Here is a 22,559-nt window from a genome sequence, read left to right on the forward strand (position 1 = left end):
AACCCACAGCATGAACCAGCAGATCCGCAACGTCGCCTTCGCGATGCCGCTGACGAATCCGGCTTTCCCGCCCGGCCCGTATCGCTTCATCAACCGCGAATATTTCATCATCCAGTACCGGACCGACCCGGAGGCGTTGCGCCGGATCGTGCCGGAGCCGCTGGAGCTGACCGAGCCTGTGGTGAATTACGAATTCATTCGCATGCCTGATTCCACCGGCTTCGGAGACTACACGGAAAGCGGCCAGATCATCCCGGTGTCGTTCCGCGGCCAGACCGGCAGCTTCGTCCACCAGATGTTCCTCAACGATCATCCGCCGATCGCCGGCGGCCGCGAGCTGTGGGGCTTTCCCAAGAAGCTGGCCCAGCCGAAGCTGGCCGTCGAGACCGATACCCTGGTCGGCACGCTCGACTACGGCTCGGTGCGCATCGCCACCGGCACCATGGGCTACAAGCATCGCGCCCTCGATCTTTCCACCGAAGCACGAAAGCTCATCGCTCCCAATTTTCTGTTGAAGATCATTCCGCATGTCGACGGCACCGCGCGCATTTGCGAACTGGTGCGCTTCCATCTCGAGGACGTGACGGTGAAGGGCGCATGGACGGGGCCCGCCGCGCTCGATCTCTTCTCCCACGCGCTCGCACCGGTCGCCGAGCTGCCGGTTCTTCAGGTGCTCTCGGCCAAGCATATCGTTGCCGATCTGACGCTCGGATTAGGCACCGTGGTGCACGACTATCTGGAGCGGTCCGCGGCGGCGCGATCGCGTGGAGCCGGATCTGAAATCCTGACCGAAACACACGCGGGCTGACCGAACAGGTCGCATTGCAAGGAGTAGTCACCATGTTCAACGTGACACGCGAACAAATCGATTCCGCACGACCGATCAATCCGCTGCCCTACGATGTCGTTGCGCTGGTGCTGCAGGGCGGCGGCGCGCTCGGGGCCTACCAGGCCGGCGTCTACGAAGGCTTGCACGAGGCCGGGATCCGGCCGAACTGGCTGGCCGGCATCTCGATCGGCGCGCTCAACGCCGCGATCATCGCGGGCTCCCCGGAAGACGAGCGCGTGGCACGGCTGCGCGAGTTCTGGGAGACGATCTGCGCAACCCCGGTGGAATGGCCTGCCGGCGAGGGACTGGCCGGTGCGCTACCGTTCGCGTTCGACTTCAACTCCCTGCACAACACGCTTGCCGCAATGCGCGCGCTGTTCCAAGGCCAGCCCGGCTTCTTCAGGCCGCGCTTCCCCTCGCCCCTGTGGTCGCCCTTCTCGGGCGACGCGTCGACCAGCTTCTATGACACGGCGCCGTTGCAACGGACGCTGGAACAGCTCGTCGATTTCGACCGGCTGAACTCGGGCGAAGTGCGTGTCAGCGTCGGCGCGGTCAACGTCCGCACCGGCAATCTCACCTATTTCGACACAGCCGAGCGGCGGCTCGGTCCGAAACACTTCATGGCTTCGGGCGCGCTGCCGCCCGGATTTCCCGCCGTCGAAATCGACTCCGAGCACTACTGGGATGGTGGCGTGGTCTCCAACACGCCTCTCTCTCGCGTCCTGTCGGGCGATGCGAAAGACACGCTGACGTTCCAGATCGATCTCTGGTCGGCGCGGGGCCGCGTGCCGCACGACATGATGGAGGTGTCGAGCCGGCAGAAGGACATTCAGTATTCCAGTCGTACCCGCGCCGTCACCGACCAGGCGCTACGGATGCAGGAGATGCGGCAGGCGCTGCAGCGGACGATCGACAGATTGCCGGACGCCGCAAGAAACGATCCCGAAATGCGCGCCATCGCCGAGCTCGCCCGTCACCGCTCCCACAACATCATCCACCTGATCTACCAGTCCAAGCTCCACGAAGGTCACTCCAAGGATTACGAGTTCGGACCGAAAGCGATGCGCGCGCACTGGCAAAGTGGACGGGACGACATCCGCCGCACGTTGGCCGACGGACGGCGCCTCGAGCCGCCGCCTTCCGAACTCGGCATCGTCACCTACGACATTCACCGCCGCGATTGACCTCGCCGGCAACCATCATCGAAAGGAGTTTTTCATGTTGAAAGGCAAAGTAGCGATCGTCACCGGATCGACCAGCGGCATTGGCCTCGGGATCGCAAGAGAGCTGACCAGGCTCGGCGCCGATATCGTCCTGAACGGTTTTGGAGATCCGGGAGAGATCGAGAAGATCCGCAGCGGCATCGAACACGAGGACGGCGTCCGCGTCGCGTATGACGGCGCCGACATGTCGGATGGCAATGCCGTGCGCGGAATGATCGCGGCAGCCATCGAGAACTTCGGACGGCTCGACATCCTCGTCAACAATGCCGGCATCCAGTTCACCGCACCGGTCGAGGAGTTTCCGCCCGCCAAGTGGAAGGCCATTCTCGACATCAACCTGTCGGCCGCATTTCACGGCATCGCTTCGGCCGTGCCCCAGATGAAAAAGCAGCGATGGGGTCGCATCGTCAACATCGCTTCCACGCATGGTCTCGTCGCATCCACCCACAAGGCAGCCTATGTCGCGGCCAAGCATGGCCTCGTCGGCCTCACCAAGGTGGTAGGCCTCGAAACCGCCGGCAGCGGCGTCACTTGCAACGCGGTCTGTCCCGGCTGGGTGCGCACGCCGCTCGTGGAGAAACAGATTAGCGACATCGCGGCGGAGAAAGGCATCAGCCAGAAGCAAGCGGCCGAAGAGCTTCTCTCCGAAAAACAGCCATCGCTGGACTTCGCCTCCCCTAAGCAGATCGGTGGCACCGTCGCCTTCTTGTGCTCGGCCGCGGCCGACCAGATCACGGGGACGACGATCTCCGTCGATGGCGGCTGGACCGCGCAATGAGCGCGTGACGAGCCTCTAACTCACCAAGCGATGACGGCCGCGCTCTCGCTGGCGGCGCGGCCTGCTCAACCAGGACCGGCCAGAGTCAGCACCAACCAAGTGCCTCAACCTTGAAACAGGAGACCAACATGAATCTGCACAACACCTCATATCCCGTGTCATCGGGACCTGAAGAGCTCGTTCCGTCGCGCTACGCACTGAAGATCGGCGAGATCGACGTGCTGGTGGTCAGCGACGGCGTGCTGCCGCTGCCGACCAAGATGCTCGCGCACAACGCCGACCCGGCGGTGCGGGCGACCTGGCTGCACGACATGTTCCTGCCGCAGGACGCTTTCGACTGGGCGCTGAACGCCGTCATGGTTCGCAGCGGCGGCAAGACCATCCTCATCGACGCCGGACTGGGTTCGGATCCGAACCTGAACTTGCCGCGCGCCGGGCAGTTGATCAGGCGACTGGCGGCCGCCGGCATCGATCTTTCGGCGGTGACCGATCTGGTGCTGACTCATCTGCACATGGACCACATTGGCGGCCTGCTGGTCGAGGGGGTGAAGCAGCAGCTGCGCAAGGACCTGCGGATCCACGTCGCGGCCGCCGAGGTCAAGTTCTGGGAAAAGCCGGATTTCTCCCGCACTGCCATGCCGGAAGGCTTTCCGGACGCGCTTCGATCGACCGCCAAGCATTTCCTGAAGGAGTACGGCAGTCAGCTGAGGCTGTTCGATGACGAGCACGAGATTGCACCTGGCGTCATCGCCCGTCGCACCGGCGGTCACACCCCCGGACATAGCGTGGTTCGCATGGCGTCCGGCGATGATGCGCTGACATTCGCCGGCGACGCCGTGTTTGCCGTCGGGTTCGAGCAACCCGACTGGTTTAACGGGTTCGAACACGACCCCGAGGAGGCCGCGCGCGTTCGCATCCGTCTGTTGCGACAGCTTGCCGAGACCGGGGAAATGCTGGTGGCCACGCACCTGCCGTTCCCGTCCGTGGGCCGGGTGGCAGCCGACGGCGACGCCTTCCGTTGGGTGCCGGTGTTCTGGGACTACTGACCGCTTGCCGGGTTGGAGCTGAAGCAGGGCGCGGACTCGACAAGTCCGCGCCCTTGAAAATAGGATCAAACATCGACCCTCGCGGTTATCGCCCCGCTGAGACGGCTGGAACCGGTCGGCGGCGCCAGCCAGCATTGCGTCGCGTGCAGCGCAGGCGGCTCCTCGTCTGCGTTCGTGCGCGCGCGAGATCGAGCGAGGCGACATGGCGATCGCGGCATTCAGGATGATCACTCTCGTGGCGGTTGCCGCCATGATCGGCCCATCCGTGCAGGCCCGCGACGACGGTCGCTACGCGAACTCGCCCCTCAAGGGCTGGTTCGAGAGCCTGCGCAGCAAGGGCGGCGGTCCCTGCTGTGCCGATGCCGATGGCACGGCGCTGGACGATGTCGACTGGGACACCAGCAACGGACATTATCGCGTGAGACTCCTGGGCGACTGGATCGAGGTGCCCGACGACGCCGTGATCACCGAGCCAAACCGCGTCGGCCGCACCATGGTCTGGCCGTATTACGTCAACGGCCGCGCCATGATCCGCTGCTTCATGCCCGGCAGCATGATTTGAGGTCTCAACCTTCGTCCCGTCTCGGCGCAGCATGCGATGATGCGCCGTCAAACCGGCCGGCGCGGGCTCACTTGACCTGCTTGGCCGCGTGGATCTCGACGAACTCGGAGTCGGGATGGGCGACGATGGTGGCGAACATGATGCCGCTGATGATGAGCGACCAGGCGGTGTCCCAATAAATCCAAAACACGTGCCAGCCTCCGTTTCGATCTGCTCCGCCGCGGGATCAGGGTAACGGCAAGACGAGGCTGCCGTTCCCGGTGCGAGTGCAGCGCGGGCGAGATGCTATTTTGGTTTGGTCGGCGCGGAGTTGGGATCGGTTTGGCCGGTGTGGCGCTTTGCCACGACGTCCTCATCGCGCTCGCCCTGACGCGGGCGCGGCGGCGACTTGGGCTGGCCGGCCTGACCGCCATGCTTGCCGCCCATGTCGGGCTTACCTTCGAGATCGTTTTCACGGGGCATGCCGGTTCAATGCGCTCGCGCGGCATTGGTTCGGTTCGCCTGTGAACGAGTTCATAGGATCGCCGCGATTTGCAGTGCACGATCGCCAGGCCCGCTCCCCGGGAGCATTCTCTTCATATGACTGACGGATTCGGCCTGATGCGGAAACGACTCGTCGCCTGGACGATCCTGACCTGCGCGCTGCTCGCGGTCACCGTGTGGACCGTGCTCGGGCCGCCCCACACCCGGCCCGGGCTCCATCTGCCCTCGCGCACAGCGGCCATACGGTAGACCTCCACCGATACCATTTCGGCATCGATCGATCCGCATTGGAGTTTGGCGCGGCGGGGCGGCTGCCGCTATCCTCGCCGGCAAAACGACAAATGCCGCACCGGCATCCAGGAGGACCCCATGTTGAGATCGACCCGACGCATCAGATCCGGCGTACCCCGCGCCGCGATCGCCACCACGCTTGCTTTCCTCACTCTCATTTCTGGAGTCCGCGCCGGCATGGCCGAGACGTTCGCCTATGTCGGCAATGCCGACAGTAACGACATCAGCGTGTTCAAGATGGCCGAGAGCGGCGAGATGACGCCCGTGCAGACGGCCTGCTTCACCGGCGTCGAAAAGCCCGGCTCCTCGACGCCGCTCGCGATCACGCCCGACCATCGCGTGCTGATCGCCGGTGTCCGCTCGCAGCCGTTTCTCGCGGTGAGCTTTGCGATCGATCCGAAGACCGGCCAGCTCAGCCATATCGGCAACGGCCCGCTCGCCGACAGCATGGCCTACATCGCCATCGACCGCGGCGGCAAATTCCTGTTCAGCGCCTCCTATGGCGGCAACAAGGTCGCGCTGAATCCGCTGCTCGCCAACGGCGTCGCAGGCGAACCGAAGCAGGTGATCCCGACCGGGCTGAACGCGCACGCCTTCCTGCCCTCGCCCGACAACCGCTTCGCGTTCGCGACCAATCTCGGCTCCGACCAGATCCTGGCCTTCACGTTCGATGCCACGACCGGCACGCTCACGCCGAGCGATCCGCCGGCCCATAAGGTGCCGGAGAAATCGGGACCCCGGCATTTCGTGTTCCACCCCAACGGCAAGTTCGTCTATCTCCTGCACGAGCTAAACGGCGACGTCGCGGCGTTCGCCTATGAGGCCAAGGGCGGCGCATGGGACGAGATCCAGCGCACCAGCGCGCTGCCCGAAGGATTTACCGGAAAGCCCTGGGCAGCCGACATCCAAATCACCCCCGACGGCCGTTTCCTCTACGCCTCCGAGCGCACCACCAGCACGCTCACCGCCTACAAGGTCGATGCAACCACCGGCAAGCTGACCACCATCGGCAGCGTGCCGACCGAGAAGCAGCCACGCGGCTTCCATATCGATCCCGGCGGGCGCTACCTTGCCGCCGTGGGCGAGCTCTCCGACAGCATGACGGTCTATGCCATCGACCAGAGCAGCGGGGTGCTGACCAAGCTGAAATCCTACGCCACCGGCAAGAAGCCGAACTGGGTGGAGTTTTTGAGCCTGCCGTGAGCGGGCGCTGGTACCTCCTCGTCGTCATGGCCGGGCTTGTCCCGGCCATCCACGCCTAGCTACGCGGCACAAAGAACGTGGATGCCCGGACAAGCCCGGGCATGACGCGTTTGTTGGGCGGCCGACGAACCTCTTTGCTTGTGCGGCGACTAATTCAACGGGCGGCATCGCGCCGCCCGTGCTGCTGCGGCATTCTGATCCGGCCGGCCCTGACGTGCCCTTGGCTCGCAGCGATCGCTTCTGCTAACGATGAGGCCGTCAAGGCCCCAACCGGAATGACCCATGCGATCATTGCCTGCGCGTTCTGTTTCCAGACATCTCGTTGCGCTCGCCGGACTGCTGTTGCTGTCGGCCCAGCCCGCTGCCGCCGCCGATGACGACGCGCCCAAGGGGCCGGCGGTCACGGTGCTGAAGGTCGCAAAATCCTGTTTCTCCGACATCGTCGAGGGCACCGGCACCATCATCGCGCGCGAGGCAAGCTCGGTGCGGCCGGAGCGGCCCGGCCTGAAGGTGACAGAGGTGCTGGCGGAAGCCGGCGACACCACCACCGCAGGCCAGGTGCTGGCGCGGCTGGCACTGCCCGAGGGCGGCACGCTTCAGGTCACCGCCCCCGTGGCAGGCGTGATCGCGACGTCGACCGCGCAGATCGGCAACCTCGCCTCCGCCAAGGGCGAGGCGCTGTTCACGATCGTGGCGCGCAGCGAGTACGATCTCGTCGCCCTCGTCGCGACCAGCGATATGCGCAAGCTCGCGGTCAACCAGGTGGCGACCGTGCGCATCGCCGGCGCCGGCGATATCGACGGCAAGGTGCGCCGCATCGGCCCGACGGTCGAGCCGAACATCCAGCAGGGCATGGTCTATATCGGCATCTCCTCGCAGAAGCGGCTGTTGCTGAATGCGAGCGGGCGCGCACTGATCAAGTCGGGCCAGAGCTGCAACGTCGCGGTGCCGCTGACCTCGGTGCAGTATTCCTCCGCCGGCACCGTCGTGCAGGTGATCCGCCGCAACCGCGTCGAGACCAAGCGCGTCGAGGTCGGACTGATGTCGGGCGGCAATATCGAGATTCGCGACGGCCTCAACGAGGGCGATATCGTCGTCGCCCGCGCCGGCGCGCTGCTGCGCGAAGGAGATCCGGTGCGCACGGTGATGGCCACGGAAGCGGCGAAGTAGGATTGCTCGTGTCCCGGACGCGCTGCAGCGTGTGACGCTGCCGCGCAGAGCCGGACCCATCTCTCGTCCAAGCGATAAGCTTAAAAACTAGGCCCCGGCTCTGCGTCGCATCATTGCATGATGCGCCGCGTCCGGGGCACGAGACTTCGCAGAACCTAAGAAAAACTAGCCGCCGGCTTCGCCGAAATGGACGTCCTCGAGCAGCGAGGAGGAGACGGTCGGGACCTGGTCGCCTTCGCTGGCGCGGGAGATGGCAAGGCGGGTCTTGTTGAAGACGCTCTCGGCGCTGCCCTGCGTATTGAGGTTGTTGAGGAACTCGCTGACCAGCACGCTGTGCTCGCCCTTGCCGTCGTCGACGACCTTGCCCGGCGAAGCCGAGGAGAGGATCAGCGCATTGTCCGTCGCGCTGATCGGCGCGAGGCCGTGGCTGTAGGAGCGGAAGCGGCGCTCATAGGGATTGCGGCGGGAGGCGTCGACCACGACGAGCTTGGCCTTGGCGCCCTGCTCCTTCATCATTTCGAGCACGCCCTCGATGGAGACGCCGTGACGGCGGACGTCGCTTTCCTTCCAGATCACGGCATCGACCGGCAGCATGTAGCTCTCGCGGCCGGCCTGCACGCCGTAGCCGCCGAAGAACAGCATGACGACGGTGTCGGGCTTGATCCGGGACTTCAGGCGATTGACGGCGCGGACCATGTCGTCCTTGGTCGCGTCTTCCACCATGTCGACGTCAAAACCGTTCTTGCGCAGCGACGAGGACAGCGCGCGGGCGTCGTTGATCGACTGCGTCAGCGGCGCGCTGGCGTCGGGGTAATGTCCATTGCCGATGACGAGGGCGAGACGCGAGGCTTGGCCGATCGAGCCGGTGACCTGGTCGGTCGAGACGGCCTTGGCGGCATCGAGCGCCCGCATGTTGAGGGCAGCATGGGCGCCGATCACGAGCGAGACCGTGCCGATGAGGGCTGCGGCCACCGCGATCGTGCGTCGGGAAATGTCGAGCTGCGTTACATTCATCTCGCGTCATTCCTGTCAGTGCCAAAGACCAGCCAAACACGCGCACACTGTTTGAGTAGCGCGATAGCGTCTTTGGGTTTGAGGGATTGGCCGGGGGTGTGCCCCCGAATTGCGCGCAATTTGCGGCGCCGCACCAAACAAAGCCTTAACCGGATATCGCCTCCCCCGCAATAGATCGCCGAAAATTTGAGCTAAGTCTCTGGAAACATGAGCTAATTTTTACTGCCCAATGTGTGATTTTTTTGCGTCCCCGTAGCCTTCCGGAGCCTGATTATGCAGGCTTCGTGCCGGCTTTTTCTGTGACCCTCATCACATTTGTATTTCCTGCGAATCCGGGTAGCTTTTTAACGACTTGCAGGGGGTGGCGCGCGGCTGGGAGCGCGCCGGCCGGCCCCCCGGCCAATTCCCGCGACCAGGTTATTTCATGAGCTTTCAATATTTTGCCGGCGCCGCCTGCCGGGCGCTGACGGCGCGGAAGGACGGCCCCTCGCTTTACGACGTCTGCGATCCCGTACTGTCTGTTGCGGCCAGCGGCGATCCGCATCTGCCTAAGTTCTACAAGACCGCGCTCGGCAATCCCGCATTGCGGGTGCTGCTCCGCCGGGCCGGGCTGCCCGAGCTGCGCGACGAAGGCAAACTGGCCCGGCTGCGCCAGGCCCTAGTGCGCGCCCGCGACGAGGCCGAGCCCAATTGGGCGGCGGTCGGCCAGCCCGTCGCCGATCTCGTCGACAGCATCGCGCTGGATCATCCCAAGCCGCCGCCGGCCATGTTCACCGGCGCCATGCCGCAACAATCGCAGATCGACGGCGTGATCCGCGACTGCGCGCAGCATCTGCTGGGCTCGTACCGCAAAAATGGCTTTCTGCCGACCTACGCCGCGTTCAACCTGATCGGCGATCCCGATTTCCGCGGCCGAGAGCTGACCATGGCGCTCACGGGTCTCAACGCGCGCGGCTACAAGAACTCCTCGCTGCTGTTCAACCTCGCCCGTGTCTTCATCGCGCGATCTCCGGCGCGCGCAGTCGTCAATCCGCCCTGGCGAGGGGTTGCCGAACCGATGTGGGAGCCGGTGCAGATCCGCCACCGCTCGGCCTATTACGACGCGTTCTTCATCGAGGCGCTGTTGAGCTACGTTGAGACCGGTCTCGCCTCGCTCTCCGACAAGATGGCGGCGGAGCGCGCGGTTGCCGATATGGTCGATTTCTGCGTCAACATCAGCCGCGAAGAGGTCGAGGGCATCGACGGGGCGCGGTTCAACGTCATCACCGCGCTCGCGCCGGCACCGCATCCGCGCTTCTCACGCTACTTCGCCCAGATCAAGCAGGACCTCGGCTTCGGCGTCTACGTGCCGGATTGCGACACCACGGCGTGCTCGATCTCCGCGGCGACGCAGGCCGGCTGCACCGATCCGATCCTCGACCAGCCGCTGCTGGATTTCTATGCCGGCTATCAGGTGCGCGCCGGCGTCAACGAGCCGCGCGTGACCGTGCCGATCAACGACAATATCGATTACGAGGGCGGGGTTGCGACCTGGATCGACAATCTCAAGGGCGAGCGGCCCTATGGCAATGATCTCGATCCGACGCTCAATCTCGACATTCTCGAGGTCAGCTTTCGCAACCTCGCGCGCTGGAAAGTATTGGAGACGCCGGCGCGGCTCGCCACCGTGCATCGCATCCTCGGCTTCCAGAAGCGGCTGGCGGCGAGCGGCGCCTTCGCCAATCCGCGCTCGCATATCTACTATTTGCCTGAGCTTTACAGCGCCTATTTCGGTCGCTGCTATGCTGCCTTCCTGGCGCTGCCGCTGGCGGCGCAGGCGATCATCGATCCCGACGGCGATTTCGATTTCATCCGCCACCGCGTGCTCTCCTACGTCAAGGGCGAGTTGATGGCCGCCGAAATGAACGTGTTCGACGCAGCGCTCGCCCTGATCGCGCTCGGCCATCTCGGCGCCGACCCGCGCGCCTTTGCGCCGGCGCTGAACGTGATCGTCGCGAGCGTCGGCGAAGGCGGCCGCCGCGGCCCGTTCCGCGCCTATGAGTGGAACAAGATGAAGACGCCGACGCGGATCCTGGTGGGCGGTCCGGAGGTCACGTCCGCGTTCGTGCTGATGGCGCTGGCGGTGGCCGAGCGGGCGATGGCGCGGGGATGAGGTCGCGCAGGGTGGGTTAGCGAAGCGTAACCCACCACTTCTGCCGCCGTGGAGACGAAAGAGGTGGGTTACGCCTTCGGCTAACCCACCCCTACTAAACTTCGCCCGATGACAGGAAGTTGAAAGCCCAATTGCCAGGCATATGCTGGCCGAGCGGACAAAAGCCGACCACAATTGCGAGGTCTATCGCAGTTTTCATCACACGCGGGCCGGCATGTTGCGAAAACCCCTGATTGCGCTGTCATTGCTTGGCTTCTCCTTGTCCGGCTTGCCATCGCCGGCGCGGGCCGCCGACATCACCGGCACAGCGAAGGTCCGCGCCGGCGACGCGGTGGTGATCGGCAACACGCGGATCAGGCTCGGCGGCATCGACGCCCCCGCGGTCGACCAGCTCTGCCTCAACAACAAGGGCGAGCGCTGGACCTGCGGCATCGCGGCCCGCGACGAGCTCGCCAAATACGCCGACGGCAAGACCTGGGTCTGCCATGCGCGGTCGATCGACCGGCGCGGCCGCACCGTGGCGCGCTGCGACGTCGGCGGCGAGGATATCCAGAAATGGCTGGTGCGCGCAGGCTGGGCGCTGGCCTACACCCGCGTCTCGCGCGACTACGAAGCCGATGATGCCGCCGCGCGGGAGGCAAAAGCCGGCATGTGGCAAGGCGCCTTCATCGCGCCCTGGGACTGGCGCGAGCGCAACAAGAAGACCACCATCCTCGGCGCCACCAAGCCGCCCGATGGCGCACATGCGATCCTGCTCGCTTCGGCTTCGGGCCCGGTCGCGCCCTCGCCGGACTGCACCATCAAGGGCAACGTCAACAGCGCCGGCGAGTGCATCTATCACCGGCCGACCAGCCGCTGGTATGCGCAGATCAAGATGAAGATCAGCAAGGGCACGCGCTGGTTCTGCTCGGTGGAGGAAGCCGAGGATGCGGGCTGCCGCGAGACTAAGAGATAACCCACGTCAGACCTGCGTTTTCCGGCCTTTTCTTGCACCGCGGCGCCGCGTAAAAGTGTGAATCAGCGACCCACCATCCTATTCTCAGGCAACAAGGACCAACAGCAATGACCGTTCGCGCGGGCCGGGAATTTCTGGCCATCCCCGGGCCCACCAATATGCCCGACGAGGTGCTGCGGGCGATGCATCGTCCGGCGATCGACATCTACTCCAAACAGATGACCGATCTGACCGAGAGCCTGCTCAGTGACATCTCGAAACTGTTTGCCACCAAGGGCAAGTCCTACATCTACATCGCCAACGGTCACGGCGCCTGGGAAGCAGCATTGAGCAACGTGCTGTCGCGCGGCGACAAGGTGCTGGTGCTCGAAAGCGGACGGTTCGCGATCGGCTGGGGCCATGCCGCGGCGCTGATGGGTGCCGAGGTCGAGGTGCTCAAGGGCGACTGGCGCCGCGCAGTGCGGCCGCACGAGGTCGAGGAGCGCCTGCGCCGCGACAAGGAGCACACCATCAAGGCCGTCGTCGTCGTCCAGGTCGACACCGCCTCAGGCGTGCAGAACGACATCGAGGCGATCGGCAAGGCGATCAAGGCCAGCGGCCATCCGGCGCTGTACATGGTCGACACTGTGGCCTCGCTCGGCTGCATGCCGTTCGAGATGGACAAATGGGGCATCGACGTCGCGATGTCGGGCTCGCAAAAGGGCCTGATGACGCCGCCCGGCCTCGGCTTCGTCGCGGCCAACGCGCGCGCGCGCGAGGTGCAGAAGACCGCCAACATGAGCACGCCCTATTGGAGCTGGAGCGAGCGCGAGGGCAGCGAGCACTATCGCAAATATGCCGGCACCGCGCCGGTGCATCTGCTGTTCGCGCTGCGCCAGGCCATTGACCTGCTGCACGAGGAAGGACTGGAGAACGCCTTCCGACGTCACAGCCTGCTCGGCGAGGCCGCACGCCGCGCGGTCGGCGCGTGGTCGGAAGGCCAGGTGCTCGGCTTCAACGTCGCCGAAGCCAGCGAACGCTCCAACACCGTGACCACGGTGACCATGAGCAACGGCCACGATCCGGCAATCCTGCAACGCTATTGCAAGGAGAAGTGCGGCGTCGTGCTCGGCACCGGCATCGGCGATCTCTCGGGACAAGCCTTCCGCATCGCCCATATGGGCCACGTCAACGCCCCGATGCTGCTCGGCACGTTGGGCGTGATCGAGATCGGGCTGAACGCGCTGAAGATCCCGCACGGCAAAGGCGGGCTCGAAGCGGCGGTTGCCTATCTCGGCGAAGAGGTGGCGGTGTAAGCCTCTTTTTTCCTTCTCCCCTTGTGGGAGAAGGTGGCGCGAAGCGCCGGATGAGGGGTTGTCTCCGCAATCGCAACTGCCGGACTCGCGGATAGATACCCCTCACCCGTCTCGCCGCTAACGCGGCGAGCCACCCTCTCCCACAAGGGGAGAGGGGAAGTCAGCGCGGGAACCGATACGCCGCGACCTGCGCCTTCAACGCGTCCAGCGAGGCAAGTGGCGCCGTCGGATCGACCCGATACTCCCCACGCGCCAGCCACGACAGCACCTTCGCATCGATCACCGGCGAATGGTGGATGACGTCGCCGTAATTGTCGAGGTCGTGCGTCACGTCCTTGATCGCCCGGAAATCGTACAGATGCACATTGGGAAGCTGCGTCAGGCGCTGCGCAATGACGGCCGTGAGGTCCGTGACGATTTTCAGCGTCGCAGGCGAAGCGTCGCGCATCGCGACGAATTGCAGGATCGAATAGGGCGGGAAGTAGATGTCGAAGGTCACGTCCGGATGGCGCGCGATCAGGCCGACGGCGTCACGCTCGAAATGCCGGACCATCGCGTCGTAACGATAGCCTTCGCCGAGAAAACGGCTGCGCACGGGATCGGTGATATAGGCGAAAGCCGCGAGCGTCCTTTTCGCATTATAGGCGCGCGCGACGTCGATATCGCGCGGCAACGCATAAATGTCGTCGACGTCTTCAAGCGCAAACTTGACGGGCAGAAAAGGCGCCGCCCGGGTCAGCGGCTCCCGCAGCGGCGGAACCGACCGCAGCAATGCGAACAGGGATTCCTTCGCCATCGCCGCACTGAACAGATAGGACGCGATCCCCTTTGCCGTCCCGCGATAGAGATCGGCAGCGAGATAAGGATCGGTCTCGATGTCGGCAGCATCGACAAAGATAAAGTCGTCCATCGCCCAGATCACGCGCTTCGCGCCGCGGTCGATGGCCTGCTCGAGCACAAAGCCCTGCTGACACGAATTGGAGCCGGTCATCGCCAGCTTGAGCGAGTGCACGCCGAGGGCATGGTCGATGTCGCTCTGGCGGAAATGGATCGCGAGCGAGGTGCCCATGAACGCGGTATCGAACGACTGGCTGCGGATCAGCCCGGCATTCTGCACGCGCGTGTCATCGGAATAGAACGGCGCGACGAGACGCGAAGGCCGAAACAGTTGCAGGGGATCGATGACATAGGTGAGCGCAGCCGCGCCCAGCACGCACGCGATGCTCGCGAGGAGAAGACGCCCTGGATTTGTGAACGCGCCGCGCATCAGAACCGGAAATAGATGAATTCGCTGTGGCTCTGGATACCCAAAATCCCGAACGCAAGCACCAGCGACGCACCATAGAGGACCAGCGGCCGCATCCGTCCGGACATCAGGCCGTCGCCGACCCTGCGATTGGCGTGGTCGTACCCCATGAGTCCTTGCGTGTTCGGCGCCAGCCACACCAGCGCGGCATAGATCGTGACCATCACCGACGCCGCAATCTCCTCGCGGCCGAACACGATGTTGGAGGGATCGGCCATCGCATTCACAATCCGCATTGCCCAATCGACCCGTTCGGCACGGAAGAAGACCCAGGCGACAACGACGGCGAGGAATGTCAGCACGGCTCCGGCGACACGCGTCGGGTGCGCGAGCCACTTCGGAACATTCGGCACCAGCGCGTTGAAAGCGTGATTGATACAGAGATAGGCGCCATGCAGGGCGCCCCAAATGACAAAAGTCCAGGCCGCGCCATGCCAGAGCCCGCCGAGCAGCATCGTGAGCAGCAAGTTGATGTAGCGCAGCACGCGCCCGCGCCTGTTGCCCCCGAGCGGGATGTAGAGATAGTCGCGCAGGAAGTGCGACAGCGTCATGTGCCAGCGGCGCCAGAACTCGACGATGCTGGTGGCCTTGTAGGGCGAGTTGAAATTGACCGGCAGGAAGATGCCGAACATCAGCGATATCCCGATCGCCATGTCGGAATAGCCGGAAAAGTCGAAATAGAGCTGGAACGTGTAGGCGAGTGCACCGAGCCAGGCCTGATCAAAACTCGGCGCGCGCGCATCGAAGGCGAGCGCGACCAGCGGCTGGATGCCGTCGGCAAGGCAGGTCTTCTTGAACAGGCCGATTGCGAAGATGATGAGGCCGCACAGGATCAGATGCGCATGCGGATGCTTGGTTTCCTCCCGCTCGAATTGCGGGATCATGTCCTTGTGGTGAAGGATTGGCCCCGCGATCAGATGCGGAAAGTAGGTCACGAACAGCGCATAGTGTGGCAGCGCGTAGGCCGCGACCTGCCCGCGCCAGGCGTCAACCAGGAACGCGATCTGGGTGAACGTGTAGAAGGAGATGCCGACCGGCAGCAGGATGTGGACCGCAAAGTGCGTGCCGGCCAGCGCGTTGACGTTCTCGGTGACGAAGCCGGCATATTTGAAGATGCCAAGTACGAGAAGATCGCCGGCGACGCCGAGGGCCAGTGCCACCTTTCGTTGCGACGAAGTAAGCTTGGCCACGATGAGGAGGTGGCCTATGCCGTAGTTGAAGGCGATCGATAGCAGCAACAGGGCCACGAACTGCCAGTTGCCAATGGCATAGAAGGTGAGCGAGGCCGCCGCCAGCCAGATCACCGGGGCCAGATTGCTGCGCCGCCCGAGCCAGAAATAGCCAGCCAGCGCGGCCGGCAGGAACAGCAGGATGAACGGGTAGGAATTGAACAACATCAGGCTGGACCGGCGGCAGGACTAAAGACCCGGCCCCTAAAGCATACAAGCGGCCCGTCAACAACCCGGCGACGACGCCCGCAGCGACGCTGGCAATTCACGGAAGCGGGACGATATAAGGTGAAACACGCATCTGAATGAGGATCGAGTGACACAAGCCAAAACACCTTCCCTGCCCCCCCTCGCGCCGCGCCGGCCGCATTCCTTCACGCGACACGGGATCACCGTGACGGATGAATATGCCTGGTTGAAGGACGAGAAATGGCAGGAGGTGCTGCGCGACCCCGCGGTGCTCGATCCCGACATCCGCAAATATCTCGACGCAGAAAATGGCTACACCGAGAGCCTGCTCGGCCATACCGCGGCGCTCCAGAAAACGCTGGTGCGCGAGATGCGGGGGCGGATCAAGGAGGACGATTCCAGCGTGCCGTCGCCGGATGGTCCTTTCGCCTATTTCCGCAAATTCCGCGAGGGCGGTCAGCACGAGCTGTTCGGCCGTATGCCGCGCGACGGCGGCGAGGGCCACATCGTGCTCGACGGCGATGCGCTCGCCAAGGACCATGAATACTTCAAGTTCGGCGGCAGCCGGCACTCGAACGACCACAGGCTGCAGGCCTGGAGCGCCGACACCAAGGGCTCGGAGTATTTCTCCATCCGCGTGCGCGACTGGGCGACCGGCAAGGACCTCGACGACGTCGTCGAGGAGACCGACGGCGGCGTGGTCTGGAGCAAGGATGCGACGTCGTTCTTCTACGTGAAGCTCGACGACAACCACCGCCCGATGCAGGTGTGGCGGCATAAGCTCGGCACTGGGCAAGCCGACGACACGCTGGTCTACGAGGAGCAGGATTCCGGCTGGTTCACCCATCTGCAAGAGAGCACCAGTGGCCGCTTCTGCGTGATCGCGGGCGGCGACCACGAGACCTCCGAGCAGCGGCTGATCGACCTCGCCCACCCCGACGCACCGCCGCGCCTGGTCGCGGCACGCAAGGAAGGCGTGCAATATTCGCTGGCCGACCGTGGCGACGAACTCTTCATCCTAACCAACGCCGACCATGCCATCGACTTCAAGATCGTCACCGCGCCGCTCGCCTCACCCGAGCGCAAGAACTGGCGCGATCTGATCCCGTATCGCCCGGGCATCTACATCATCGACCTCGATCTCTATGCCGGCCACATGGTGCGGCTGGAGCGCGCCAACGCGCTGCCGTCCATCGTGATCCGCGACCTCGCCTCGAACGAGGAGCACGCGATCGCGTTCGACGAAGCGGCCTATTCGCTGGATACGATGGGCTCCTACGAATTCGAGACGACCAATTTGCGCTTCGCCTATTCGTCGATGACGACGCCGTCGGAAGTCTACGATTACGACATGGTCAAGCGCACGCGCACCCTTCGCAAGCGGCAGGAGATCCCGTCCGGCCACAATGCGAGCGACTACGTCACCACCCGCATCATGGCGAAAGCGCATGACGGCGCCGAGGTGCCGGTCTCGATCCTCCATCGCCGCGGACTCACGCTCGACGGCGCGGCGCCGCTGCTGCTCTACGGCTACGGCTCCTACGGCATGGCGATGCCGGCTTCGTTCAGCGCCAACCGCCTGTCGCTGGTCGACCGTGGCTTCGTCTATGCCATCGCCCATATCCGCGGCGGCGCCGACAAGGGCTGGGGCTGGTACCTCGACGGCAAGCGCGAGAAGAAGACCAATTCGTTCGACGATTTTGCCGCCAGCGCACGCGCGCTGATCGATGCGAAGTACACCAGTGCAAAGCGCATTGTCGGCCACGGCGGTTCGGCCGGCGGCATGCTGATGGGCGCGGTGGCGAACCGCGCCGGCGAATTGTTCGCCGGCGTCGTCGCCGAAGTGCCGTTCGTCGACGTGCTCAACACGATGCTCGACGACACGCTGCCGCTGACGCCGCCGGAATGGCCGGAATGGGGCAACCCGATCGAGAGCGAGAAGGATTTCCGCACCATCCTGTCCTATTCGCCCTACGACAATGTCGCGGCGAAAGACTATCCCGCGATCCTGGCGATGGGCGGGTTGACCGATCCGCGCGTCACCTATTGGGAGCCCGCCAAATGGATCGCGCGCCTGCGCGCGACCATGAGCGGCGGCGGCCCGGTCCTGCTCCGCACCAACATGGGCGCCGGCCACGGCGGCGCATCGGGACGCTTCAACCGGCTCGATGAAGTCGCGATCGTCTATGCGTTCGCGCTGTGGGCGGCGGGGATGGCGGAGGCGTGACTTCGTAGCCCGGATGGAGCGCAGCGAAATCCGGGATTAGTGCAGACGACATCACAGCCCCGGATTGCGCTGCGCTCCATCCGGGCTACGGCCTCGAGAGAGGCGAAGCCTCACACGGCCCCATGCGCCTCCACATACAGCGCATACACCGAGTGGCTGCTTGCCATATACAGGCGATTGTTCTTCGGCCCGCCGAAGCAGAGATTGGCGCAGCGTTCGGGCAGCTTGATGAAGGCGAGCGGCTTGCCCTCTGCGTTGAACACCATCACGCCGTCGAGATCCTCCGACTTGGCCTTGAGCTGATAAACCTTGCGGCCGGCGATGTCGGTCGGCTCGGATTGCAGCGCACCGTTGGAGCCCCAGCCGCACCAGAGATTGCCGTCGCGGTCGACGCGAAAACCGTCGAGCGAGGCCTGGTCAGCCGCGTCGATCAGCTTGGTCTTGCCGCTGAGCGAACCGTCGTCACCGACACTATAGCTCCAGATGCTGCGGTTGGGCGTACCTTTCCACTCGACCACGTAGAGCTTCTTCTCGTCAGGCGAAAAGGCGAGGCCGTTCGGATTGACGAGGTCGGTCAGCATAGCGCTGAGCTTGCCGTCCTTAGCGATGCGGTAGACGTTGGTGGTGGCTTGCTCGGCCTTTTCCTTCTTGCCCTCCCACTCGCCGTTGATGCCGAACAGCGGGTCGGTGAACCAGATGCTGTCGTCGGACTTCACCACGATGTCGTTCGGCGCGTTCAGCCGCTTGCCCTCGAACTTCTCGGCCAGCACGGTGATCTTGCCGTCCTTCTCGGTGCGGGTGATGCGGCGGGTCACCGAGTGCTCGCAGCTGACGAGGCGACCCTGGCGGTCGCGCGCGTTGCCGTTGGCGTAGTTCGCGTTGGCGCGGAACACGCTGGTCTGCCCGGTCTTCTCGTCGAACTTCATGATCCGGTTGTTGGGAATGTCCGAGAACAGCAGATAGCCGCCTTCGGGAAAATAGGCGGGGCCTTCCGCCCAGCGCATGCCGGTTGCGACCTGCTCGAGCGTCGAGGAATAGAGCCGGTACTTTCCAAAACTGGGATCGAGGATTTGAACGGCGGGATCGGGGTAGCGCTGGTTCGGCGCGAACGGAAACGACTGGGCACCGGCGGCGTGGGCGAGGAGCGCGGAGGTGGCCGCAGCGCCGGCGCCGGCCAAGAGGTTGCGTCGCGTGAAATTCATGGAGTCCTCCCTGGGTGATTTAAGGCCGGCGCTTGCTGCGGCCGGCCTGTTTCTTGATATGCTTGGTGTCGGCGCGCGGCCTTTACCTTCCGTTCGCCTTCCGCCATGCGGCGAAGTCGGTCAGCGTCTGTGGGTCCGTTGCCGGATAGAGACCGAAAATGCCGCGGCCCTTGTTGACTTCCTCGGTGACGAAGTCCTCGAACGCGGTCATCTCGAAGGTCTCGTTGGCGATCTCCTCAGCGAGATGCGCAGGGATCACGATCACGCCGTCCCTGTCGCCGAGAATGACGTCGCCGGGAAACACCGGCGCATCCCCGCAGCCGATCGGCACGTTGATCTCGATGGCGTGATGCAGCGTCAGATTGGTCGGCGCGCTTGGGCGGTGGTGGTAGGCGGGGATACCGAGCTTGGCGATCTCGGCCGAGTCGCGAAAACCGCCATCGGTGACGACCCCGGCGACGCCGCGCTTCATCAAGCGCGTGACCAGGATTGCACCGGCGGACGCGGCGCGCGCGTCCTTGCGGCTGTCCATCACCAGCACGTGGCCCGCCGGGCAATCCTCGACTGCCTTGCGCTGCGGATGGGAGCGGTCCTTGAAAACCTCGATGGTGTTGAGATCCTCGCGCGCCGGCATATAACGCAGCGTGAAGGCTTCACCGACCAGTCGGCTGGTCGGCACTGAGCGGGTGCACATCCTGGATCATCTGGATGCGCAGGCCCCGCTTGAACAACGCGGTTGCGACGGTGGCGGTGGAGACGGATTTGAGCTTGTTGCGGGTGGCCTCGGCAAGTTTGGTCATGTCACGCTCTCTAGTAAATCGAGGGCTCGCCGATCGGCGCGCCGAAATCGGTCTCGAGGAAGTCGAAGTCGCAGCCGTCATTGGCCTGCTTGATGTGCTTGGTGAACATCCAGCCATAGCCGCGCTCGAAGCGGCGCTCGGGCTGCTTCCAGGCGGCGCGACGCTTGTCGAGCTCGGCTTCCGACACGTCGAGATTGATGGTGCGGGTGGCGACGTCGAGCGTGATGCGGTCGCCGTTCCGCACCAGCGCGAGCGGTCCGCCGACATAGGATTCGGGGGCGACGTGCAGAATGCAGGCGCCGTAGCTGGTGCCGCTCATGCGCGCATCCGAGATTCGCACCATGTCGCGCACGCCCTGCTTCACGAGTTTTGTCGGGATCGGCAGCATGCCCCATTCCGGCATGCCCGGCCCGCCCTGCGGCCCGGCGTTGCGAAGGATGAGGATGTGGTCTTCGGTGACGTCGAGATCGGGATCGTCGACCGCCTTCTTCATCGAAGGGTAGTCGTCGAACACCAGCGCCGGCCCGGTGTGCTTGAGGAAGCGCGGCGCGCAGGCCGACGGCTTGATGACGCAGCCGTCGGGTGCGAGATTGCCCTTGAGCACCGCGAGGGCGCCTTCCTTGTAGATGGGATTGTCGATCGAGCGGATCACATCGTCATTGTGGACCTCGGCATGCGCGATATTCTCGCCCAGCGTCAGGCCGGTGACGGTGATGCAGTCGAGATGCAGATGCGGCTTGATCTGCCCCATCAGCGCCGGCAGGCCGCCGGCATAGAAGAAGTCCTCCATCAGATAGGCATCGCCGCTCGGCCGCACATTGGCGATGACGGGCACCTTGCGGCTCGCAATCTCGAAATCGTCGAGGCCGATGTCGAGACCGGCGCGGCGGGCCTGCGCGATCAGATGGATGATGGCGTTGGTCGAACAGCCCATCGCCATCGCCACTGCAATCGCGTTCTCGAACGCCTTGCGGGTCTGGATTGTCTTCGGCGTCAGATCTTCCCAGACCATCTCGACGATACGGCGCCCGCATTCCGAGGCCATGCGGATATGGTTGGCATCAGCGGCGGGAATCGAGGACGCGCCCGGCAGCGTCATGCCGATCGCCTCTGCAATCGCGGTCATGGTGGAAGCCGTGCCCATGGTCATGCAGGTGCCGTAGCTGCGCGCAATGCCGGCCTCGATGTCGAGCCAGTCCTTGTCGGAGATTTTTCCGGCGCGCCGCTCGTCCCAGTATTTCCAGCCGTCCGAGCCCGAGCCGAGCGTCTTGCCCTTCCAATTGCCGCGCAGCATCGGACCTGCCGGCAGATAGATCGCCGGGATGTTCATCGAGGTCGCACCCAGCAGCAGCGCCGGCGTGGTCTTGTCGCAGCCGCCCATCAGCACCACGCCGTCGACGGGATGGCTGCGCAACAGCTCCTCGGCGTCCATCGCCAGCAGATTGCGATAGAGCATGGTGGTCGGCTTGAGCAGCGATTCCGACAGCGACAGTGCCGGCAGCTCCAGCGGCAGGCCGCCGGCCATCAGGATGCCGCGCTTGACGTCGTCAACGCGCGACTTGAAGTGCATGTGGCAGGGCTGCGCGTCCGACCAGGTGTTGAGGATCGCGATGATCGGGCGGTCCTTCCACTCCTCCGGCGCGTAGCCCATCTGCATGGTGCGGGAGCGATGGCCGAACGAGCGGAGATCGTCGGGTGCGAACCAGCGCGCGCTGCGGAGCTGGTCGGGCGTTAGTTTCTTCTTGGTCATGATTGGGTGCCCCATTTCTGCACGGTGTTCCGCTCGATGGCGCGGAAGATCAGGTTTTCGACAAAAAGCCCGATGATGATCACCGTCAAGAGGCCGGCGAAGACCGCAGGTATGTCGAGCAGGTTGCGGTTTTCGAAGATGAACCAGCCGAGCCCGCCCTGCCCCGACGACACGCCGAACACCAGCTCGGCCGCGATCAGCGTGCGCCAGGCAAAGGCCCAGCCGATCTTGAGGCCGGTCAGGATCGAGCCGAACGCGGCGGGGATGAGGATTTTCGCCACGTACGGCAATCCCCGAAGGCCGTAATTGCGGCCGACCATGCGCAGCGTGTTGGACACGCTCTTGAAGCCCGAATGGGTGTTGAGCGCGACCGGCCACAGCACCGAATGGATCAGCACAAACACCAGACTGCCGTTGCCGAGACCGAACCAGATCAAAGCGAGCGGCAACAGCGCGATCGCCGGCAGCGGATTGAACATCGCCGTGACCGTCTCAAGGAAATCGGTGCCGATGCGGGTGGAGATCGCGAGCACGGTGAAGATCGCGGCGAGCGCGATGCCGGCTGAATAGCCCATGAACAGCACTTTTAGCGAAGCCCAGGCCCGCATGGGAATCGTGCCGTCCTTGACGCGATCGTAGAGCGTGAGGATCGTGTCGTGCAGCGTCGGAAACAGCAGGGGATTGTCGAGGGCGAGGCCGTAGGCCTCCCAGACCGCCGCGAGGAACAGGATGATGACGGTCTTGCGGACAAAGCCGTCGTTCCACAACAGCTCGGGCACGCTCAGCTTGCGCTCGACCTCGGCTGCGCTGCCGACGACCGGCGCGTCACGCAGCATTATTCTCGCTTCGCCCATG

The 22,559-nt window shown here is 64.4% G+C and carries 20 protein-coding genes and 1 pseudogene; 12 read left to right on the forward strand and 9 right to left on the reverse strand.

Annotated features, from left to right (window positions below; genetic code table 11):
* Positions 1-10: 10 nt before the first annotated feature.
* From IVB50_RS27115 to IVB50_RS27135, 5 genes are all read left to right on the forward strand, one after another.
* Entirely contained in the window at positions 11-808 is a 798-nt protein-coding gene (locus IVB50_RS27115) for an acetoacetate decarboxylase (protein ID WP_018456607.1), read from the forward strand.
* 32 nt (positions 809-840) lie between these two features.
* On the forward strand, positions 841-2,013 hold the full coding sequence (locus tag IVB50_RS27120; protein ID WP_018456608.1) for a patatin-like phospholipase family protein: 1,173 nt from the start codon (positions 841-843) through the stop codon (positions 2,011-2,013).
* A 34-nt stretch (positions 2,014-2,047) separates the two neighbouring features.
* A complete protein-coding gene (locus tag IVB50_RS27125; protein WP_018456609.1) occupies positions 2,048-2,830 on the forward strand; it encodes a 3-hydroxybutyrate dehydrogenase in 783 nt (260 codons plus the stop codon).
* A 128-nt stretch (positions 2,831-2,958) separates the two neighbouring features.
* Complete coding sequence (locus tag IVB50_RS27130; RefSeq protein ID WP_018456610.1) at positions 2,959-3,876, forward strand: MBL fold metallo-hydrolase; 918 nt, start codon at positions 2,959-2,961, stop codon at positions 3,874-3,876.
* Positions 3,877-4,078: 202 nt separating this feature from the next.
* A complete protein-coding gene (locus IVB50_RS27135) occupies positions 4,079-4,438 on the forward strand; it encodes a hypothetical protein (RefSeq protein ID WP_018456611.1) in 360 nt (119 codons plus the stop codon).
* A gap of 67 nt (positions 4,439-4,505) precedes the next feature.
* Here the strand turns inward: IVB50_RS27135 and IVB50_RS42475 are convergent, their stop codons facing one another.
* Both IVB50_RS42475 and IVB50_RS27140 read right to left on the reverse strand, forming a co-directional pair.
* Positions 4,506-4,628 carry a hypothetical protein gene (locus tag IVB50_RS42475; RefSeq protein WP_018456612.1) on the reverse strand — a complete coding sequence of 41 codons (123 nt, stop codon included), beginning with the start codon at positions 4,626-4,628 and terminating at the stop codon, positions 4,506-4,508.
* 95 nt (positions 4,629-4,723) lie between these two features.
* Positions 4,724-4,900 (reverse strand): hypothetical protein, encoded by a 177-nt coding sequence (locus IVB50_RS27140; RefSeq protein WP_157642977.1) that lies wholly within the window; start codon positions 4,898-4,900, stop codon positions 4,724-4,726.
* 117 nt (positions 4,901-5,017) lie between these two features.
* On the opposite strand from IVB50_RS27140, the gene IVB50_RS27145 reads away from it, so the two are divergent.
* The 3 genes from IVB50_RS27145 to IVB50_RS27155 all read left to right on the forward strand — a co-directional run bounded on the left by IVB50_RS27145 (position 5,018) and on the right by IVB50_RS27155 (position 7,585).
* Positions 5,018-5,170: a hypothetical protein gene (locus IVB50_RS27145; RefSeq protein WP_018456614.1), complete on the forward strand. Its 153-nt coding sequence runs from the start codon at positions 5,018-5,020 to the stop codon at positions 5,168-5,170.
* Positions 5,171-5,290: 120 nt separating this feature from the next.
* Positions 5,291-6,415, forward strand: a complete 1,125-nt coding sequence (locus IVB50_RS27150) for a beta-propeller fold lactonase family protein (protein WP_247298131.1) — start codon at positions 5,291-5,293, stop codon at positions 6,413-6,415.
* A gap of 282 nt (positions 6,416-6,697) precedes the next feature.
* Positions 6,698-7,585 (forward strand): HlyD family efflux transporter periplasmic adaptor subunit, encoded by an 888-nt coding sequence (locus IVB50_RS27155; protein ID WP_026233210.1) that lies wholly within the window; start codon positions 6,698-6,700, stop codon positions 7,583-7,585.
* Between the two features lie 165 nt (positions 7,586-7,750).
* Here the strand turns inward: IVB50_RS27155 and IVB50_RS27160 are convergent, their stop codons facing one another.
* A complete protein-coding gene (locus tag IVB50_RS27160; protein ID WP_247298135.1) occupies positions 7,751-8,599 on the reverse strand; it encodes a caspase family protein in 849 nt (282 codons plus the stop codon).
* Between the two features lie 424 nt (positions 8,600-9,023).
* On the opposite strand from IVB50_RS27160, the gene IVB50_RS27165 reads away from it, so the two are divergent.
* The 3 genes from IVB50_RS27165 (at position 9,024) to IVB50_RS27175 (ending at position 13,001) form a co-directional block, all read left to right on the forward strand.
* Positions 9,024-10,751 carry a hypothetical protein gene (locus IVB50_RS27165; protein ID WP_247298153.1) on the forward strand — a complete coding sequence of 576 codons (1,728 nt, stop codon included), beginning with the start codon at positions 9,024-9,026 and terminating at the stop codon, positions 10,749-10,751.
* A gap of 214 nt (positions 10,752-10,965) precedes the next feature.
* Positions 10,966-11,706, forward strand: coding sequence for a thermonuclease family protein (locus IVB50_RS27170; RefSeq protein ID WP_026233211.1), 741 nt, complete (start codon positions 10,966-10,968; stop codon positions 11,704-11,706).
* A 107-nt stretch (positions 11,707-11,813) separates the two neighbouring features.
* A complete protein-coding gene (locus IVB50_RS27175) occupies positions 11,814-13,001 on the forward strand; it encodes an aminotransferase class V-fold PLP-dependent enzyme (RefSeq protein ID WP_018456620.1) in 1,188 nt (395 codons plus the stop codon).
* 160 nt (positions 13,002-13,161) lie between these two features.
* Here IVB50_RS27175 and IVB50_RS27180 read toward each other — a convergent pair whose 3' ends face one another.
* Both IVB50_RS27180 and IVB50_RS27185 read right to left on the reverse strand, forming a co-directional pair.
* On the reverse strand, positions 13,162-14,268 hold the full coding sequence (locus IVB50_RS27180) for a hypothetical protein (protein ID WP_018456621.1): 1,107 nt from the start codon (positions 14,266-14,268) through the stop codon (positions 13,162-13,164).
* Positions 14,268-15,704 (reverse strand): MBOAT family O-acyltransferase, encoded by a 1,437-nt coding sequence (locus tag IVB50_RS27185; protein WP_018456622.1) that lies wholly within the window; start codon positions 15,702-15,704, stop codon positions 14,268-14,270. Before IVB50_RS27185 ends, IVB50_RS27180 begins: the two co-directional genes overlap by 1 nt.
* Positions 15,705-15,852: 148 nt before the next feature.
* Here IVB50_RS27185 and IVB50_RS27190 point away from each other — a divergent pair, with 148 nt between their 5' ends.
* Positions 15,853-17,952 (forward strand): S9 family peptidase, encoded by a 2,100-nt coding sequence (locus IVB50_RS27190; protein WP_026233212.1) that lies wholly within the window; start codon positions 15,853-15,855, stop codon positions 17,950-17,952.
* A gap of 110 nt (positions 17,953-18,062) precedes the next feature.
* Here IVB50_RS27190 and IVB50_RS27195 read toward each other — a convergent pair whose 3' ends face one another.
* The 4 genes and pseudogenes from IVB50_RS27195 to IVB50_RS27210 form a co-directional block, all read right to left on the reverse strand.
* Positions 18,063-19,154: an SMP-30/gluconolactonase/LRE family protein gene (locus tag IVB50_RS27195; protein ID WP_018456624.1), complete on the reverse strand. Its 1,092-nt coding sequence runs from the start codon at positions 19,152-19,154 to the stop codon at positions 18,063-18,065.
* Positions 19,155-19,236: 82 nt separating this feature from the next.
* Positions 19,237-19,954: pseudogene (locus tag IVB50_RS27200) on the reverse strand (ribonuclease activity regulator RraA).
* A gap of 10 nt (positions 19,955-19,964) precedes the next feature.
* Positions 19,965-21,704, reverse strand: coding sequence for an L-arabinonate dehydratase (araD, locus tag IVB50_RS27205; RefSeq protein ID WP_018456626.1), 1,740 nt, complete (start codon positions 21,702-21,704; stop codon positions 19,965-19,967).
* Positions 21,701-22,558 (reverse strand): ABC transporter permease, encoded by an 858-nt coding sequence (locus IVB50_RS27210; protein ID WP_085348860.1) that lies wholly within the window; start codon positions 22,556-22,558, stop codon positions 21,701-21,703. Before IVB50_RS27210 ends, araD begins: the two co-directional genes overlap by 4 nt.
* Position 22,559 lies beyond the last annotated feature (1 nt).

It is taken from the genome of Bradyrhizobium sp. 87 (assembly GCF_023073015.1).
Classification (GTDB): Bacteria; Pseudomonadota; Alphaproteobacteria; order Rhizobiales; family Xanthobacteraceae; genus Bradyrhizobium; species Bradyrhizobium canariense_D.

Excerpts from the sequence above, each read along its gene's own strand:
- IVB50_RS27170 (WP_026233211.1), top strand. The coding sequence starts at position 10,966 with ATGTTGCGAAAACCCCTGATTGCGCTGTCATTGCTTGGCTTCTCCTTG.
- IVB50_RS27210 (WP_085348860.1), bottom strand. The coding sequence starts at position 22,558 with ATGGGCGAAGCGAGAATAATGCTGCGTGACGCGCCGGTCGTCGGCAGC.
- IVB50_RS27160 (WP_247298135.1), bottom strand. The coding sequence starts at position 8,599 with ATGAATGTAACGCAGCTCGACATTTCCCGACGCACGATCGCGGTGGCC.
- IVB50_RS27175 (WP_018456620.1), top strand. The coding sequence starts at position 11,814 with ATGACCGTTCGCGCGGGCCGGGAATTTCTGGCCATCCCCGGGCCCACC.
- IVB50_RS27145 (WP_018456614.1), top strand. The coding sequence starts at position 5,018 with ATGACTGACGGATTCGGCCTGATGCGGAAACGACTCGTCGCCTGGACG.
- IVB50_RS27185 (WP_018456622.1), bottom strand. The coding sequence starts at position 15,704 with ATGTTGTTCAATTCCTACCCGTTCATCCTGCTGTTCCTGCCGGCCGCG.
- IVB50_RS27130 (WP_018456610.1), top strand. The coding sequence starts at position 2,959 with ATGAATCTGCACAACACCTCATATCCCGTGTCATCGGGACCTGAAGAG.
- IVB50_RS27180 (WP_018456621.1), bottom strand. The coding sequence starts at position 14,268 with ATGCGCGGCGCGTTCACAAATCCAGGGCGTCTTCTCCTCGCGAGCATC.
- IVB50_RS27195 (WP_018456624.1), bottom strand. The coding sequence starts at position 19,154 with ATGAATTTCACGCGACGCAACCTCTTGGCCGGCGCCGGCGCTGCGGCC.
- IVB50_RS27120 (WP_018456608.1), top strand. The coding sequence starts at position 841 with ATGTTCAACGTGACACGCGAACAAATCGATTCCGCACGACCGATCAAT.
- IVB50_RS27140 (WP_157642977.1), bottom strand. The coding sequence starts at position 4,900 with ATGCCCCGTGAAAACGATCTCGAAGGTAAGCCCGACATGGGCGGCAAG.
- IVB50_RS27150 (WP_247298131.1), top strand. The coding sequence starts at position 5,291 with ATGTTGAGATCGACCCGACGCATCAGATCCGGCGTACCCCGCGCCGCG.
- IVB50_RS27115 (WP_018456607.1), top strand. The coding sequence starts at position 11 with ATGAACCAGCAGATCCGCAACGTCGCCTTCGCGATGCCGCTGACGAAT.
- IVB50_RS27135 (WP_018456611.1), top strand. The coding sequence starts at position 4,079 with ATGGCGATCGCGGCATTCAGGATGATCACTCTCGTGGCGGTTGCCGCC.
- araD (WP_018456626.1), bottom strand. The coding sequence starts at position 21,704 with ATGACCAAGAAGAAACTAACGCCCGACCAGCTCCGCAGCGCGCGCTGG.
- IVB50_RS27165 (WP_247298153.1), top strand. The coding sequence starts at position 9,024 with ATGAGCTTTCAATATTTTGCCGGCGCCGCCTGCCGGGCGCTGACGGCG.
- IVB50_RS27155 (WP_026233210.1), top strand. The coding sequence starts at position 6,698 with ATGCGATCATTGCCTGCGCGTTCTGTTTCCAGACATCTCGTTGCGCTC.
- IVB50_RS27125 (WP_018456609.1), top strand. The coding sequence starts at position 2,048 with ATGTTGAAAGGCAAAGTAGCGATCGTCACCGGATCGACCAGCGGCATT.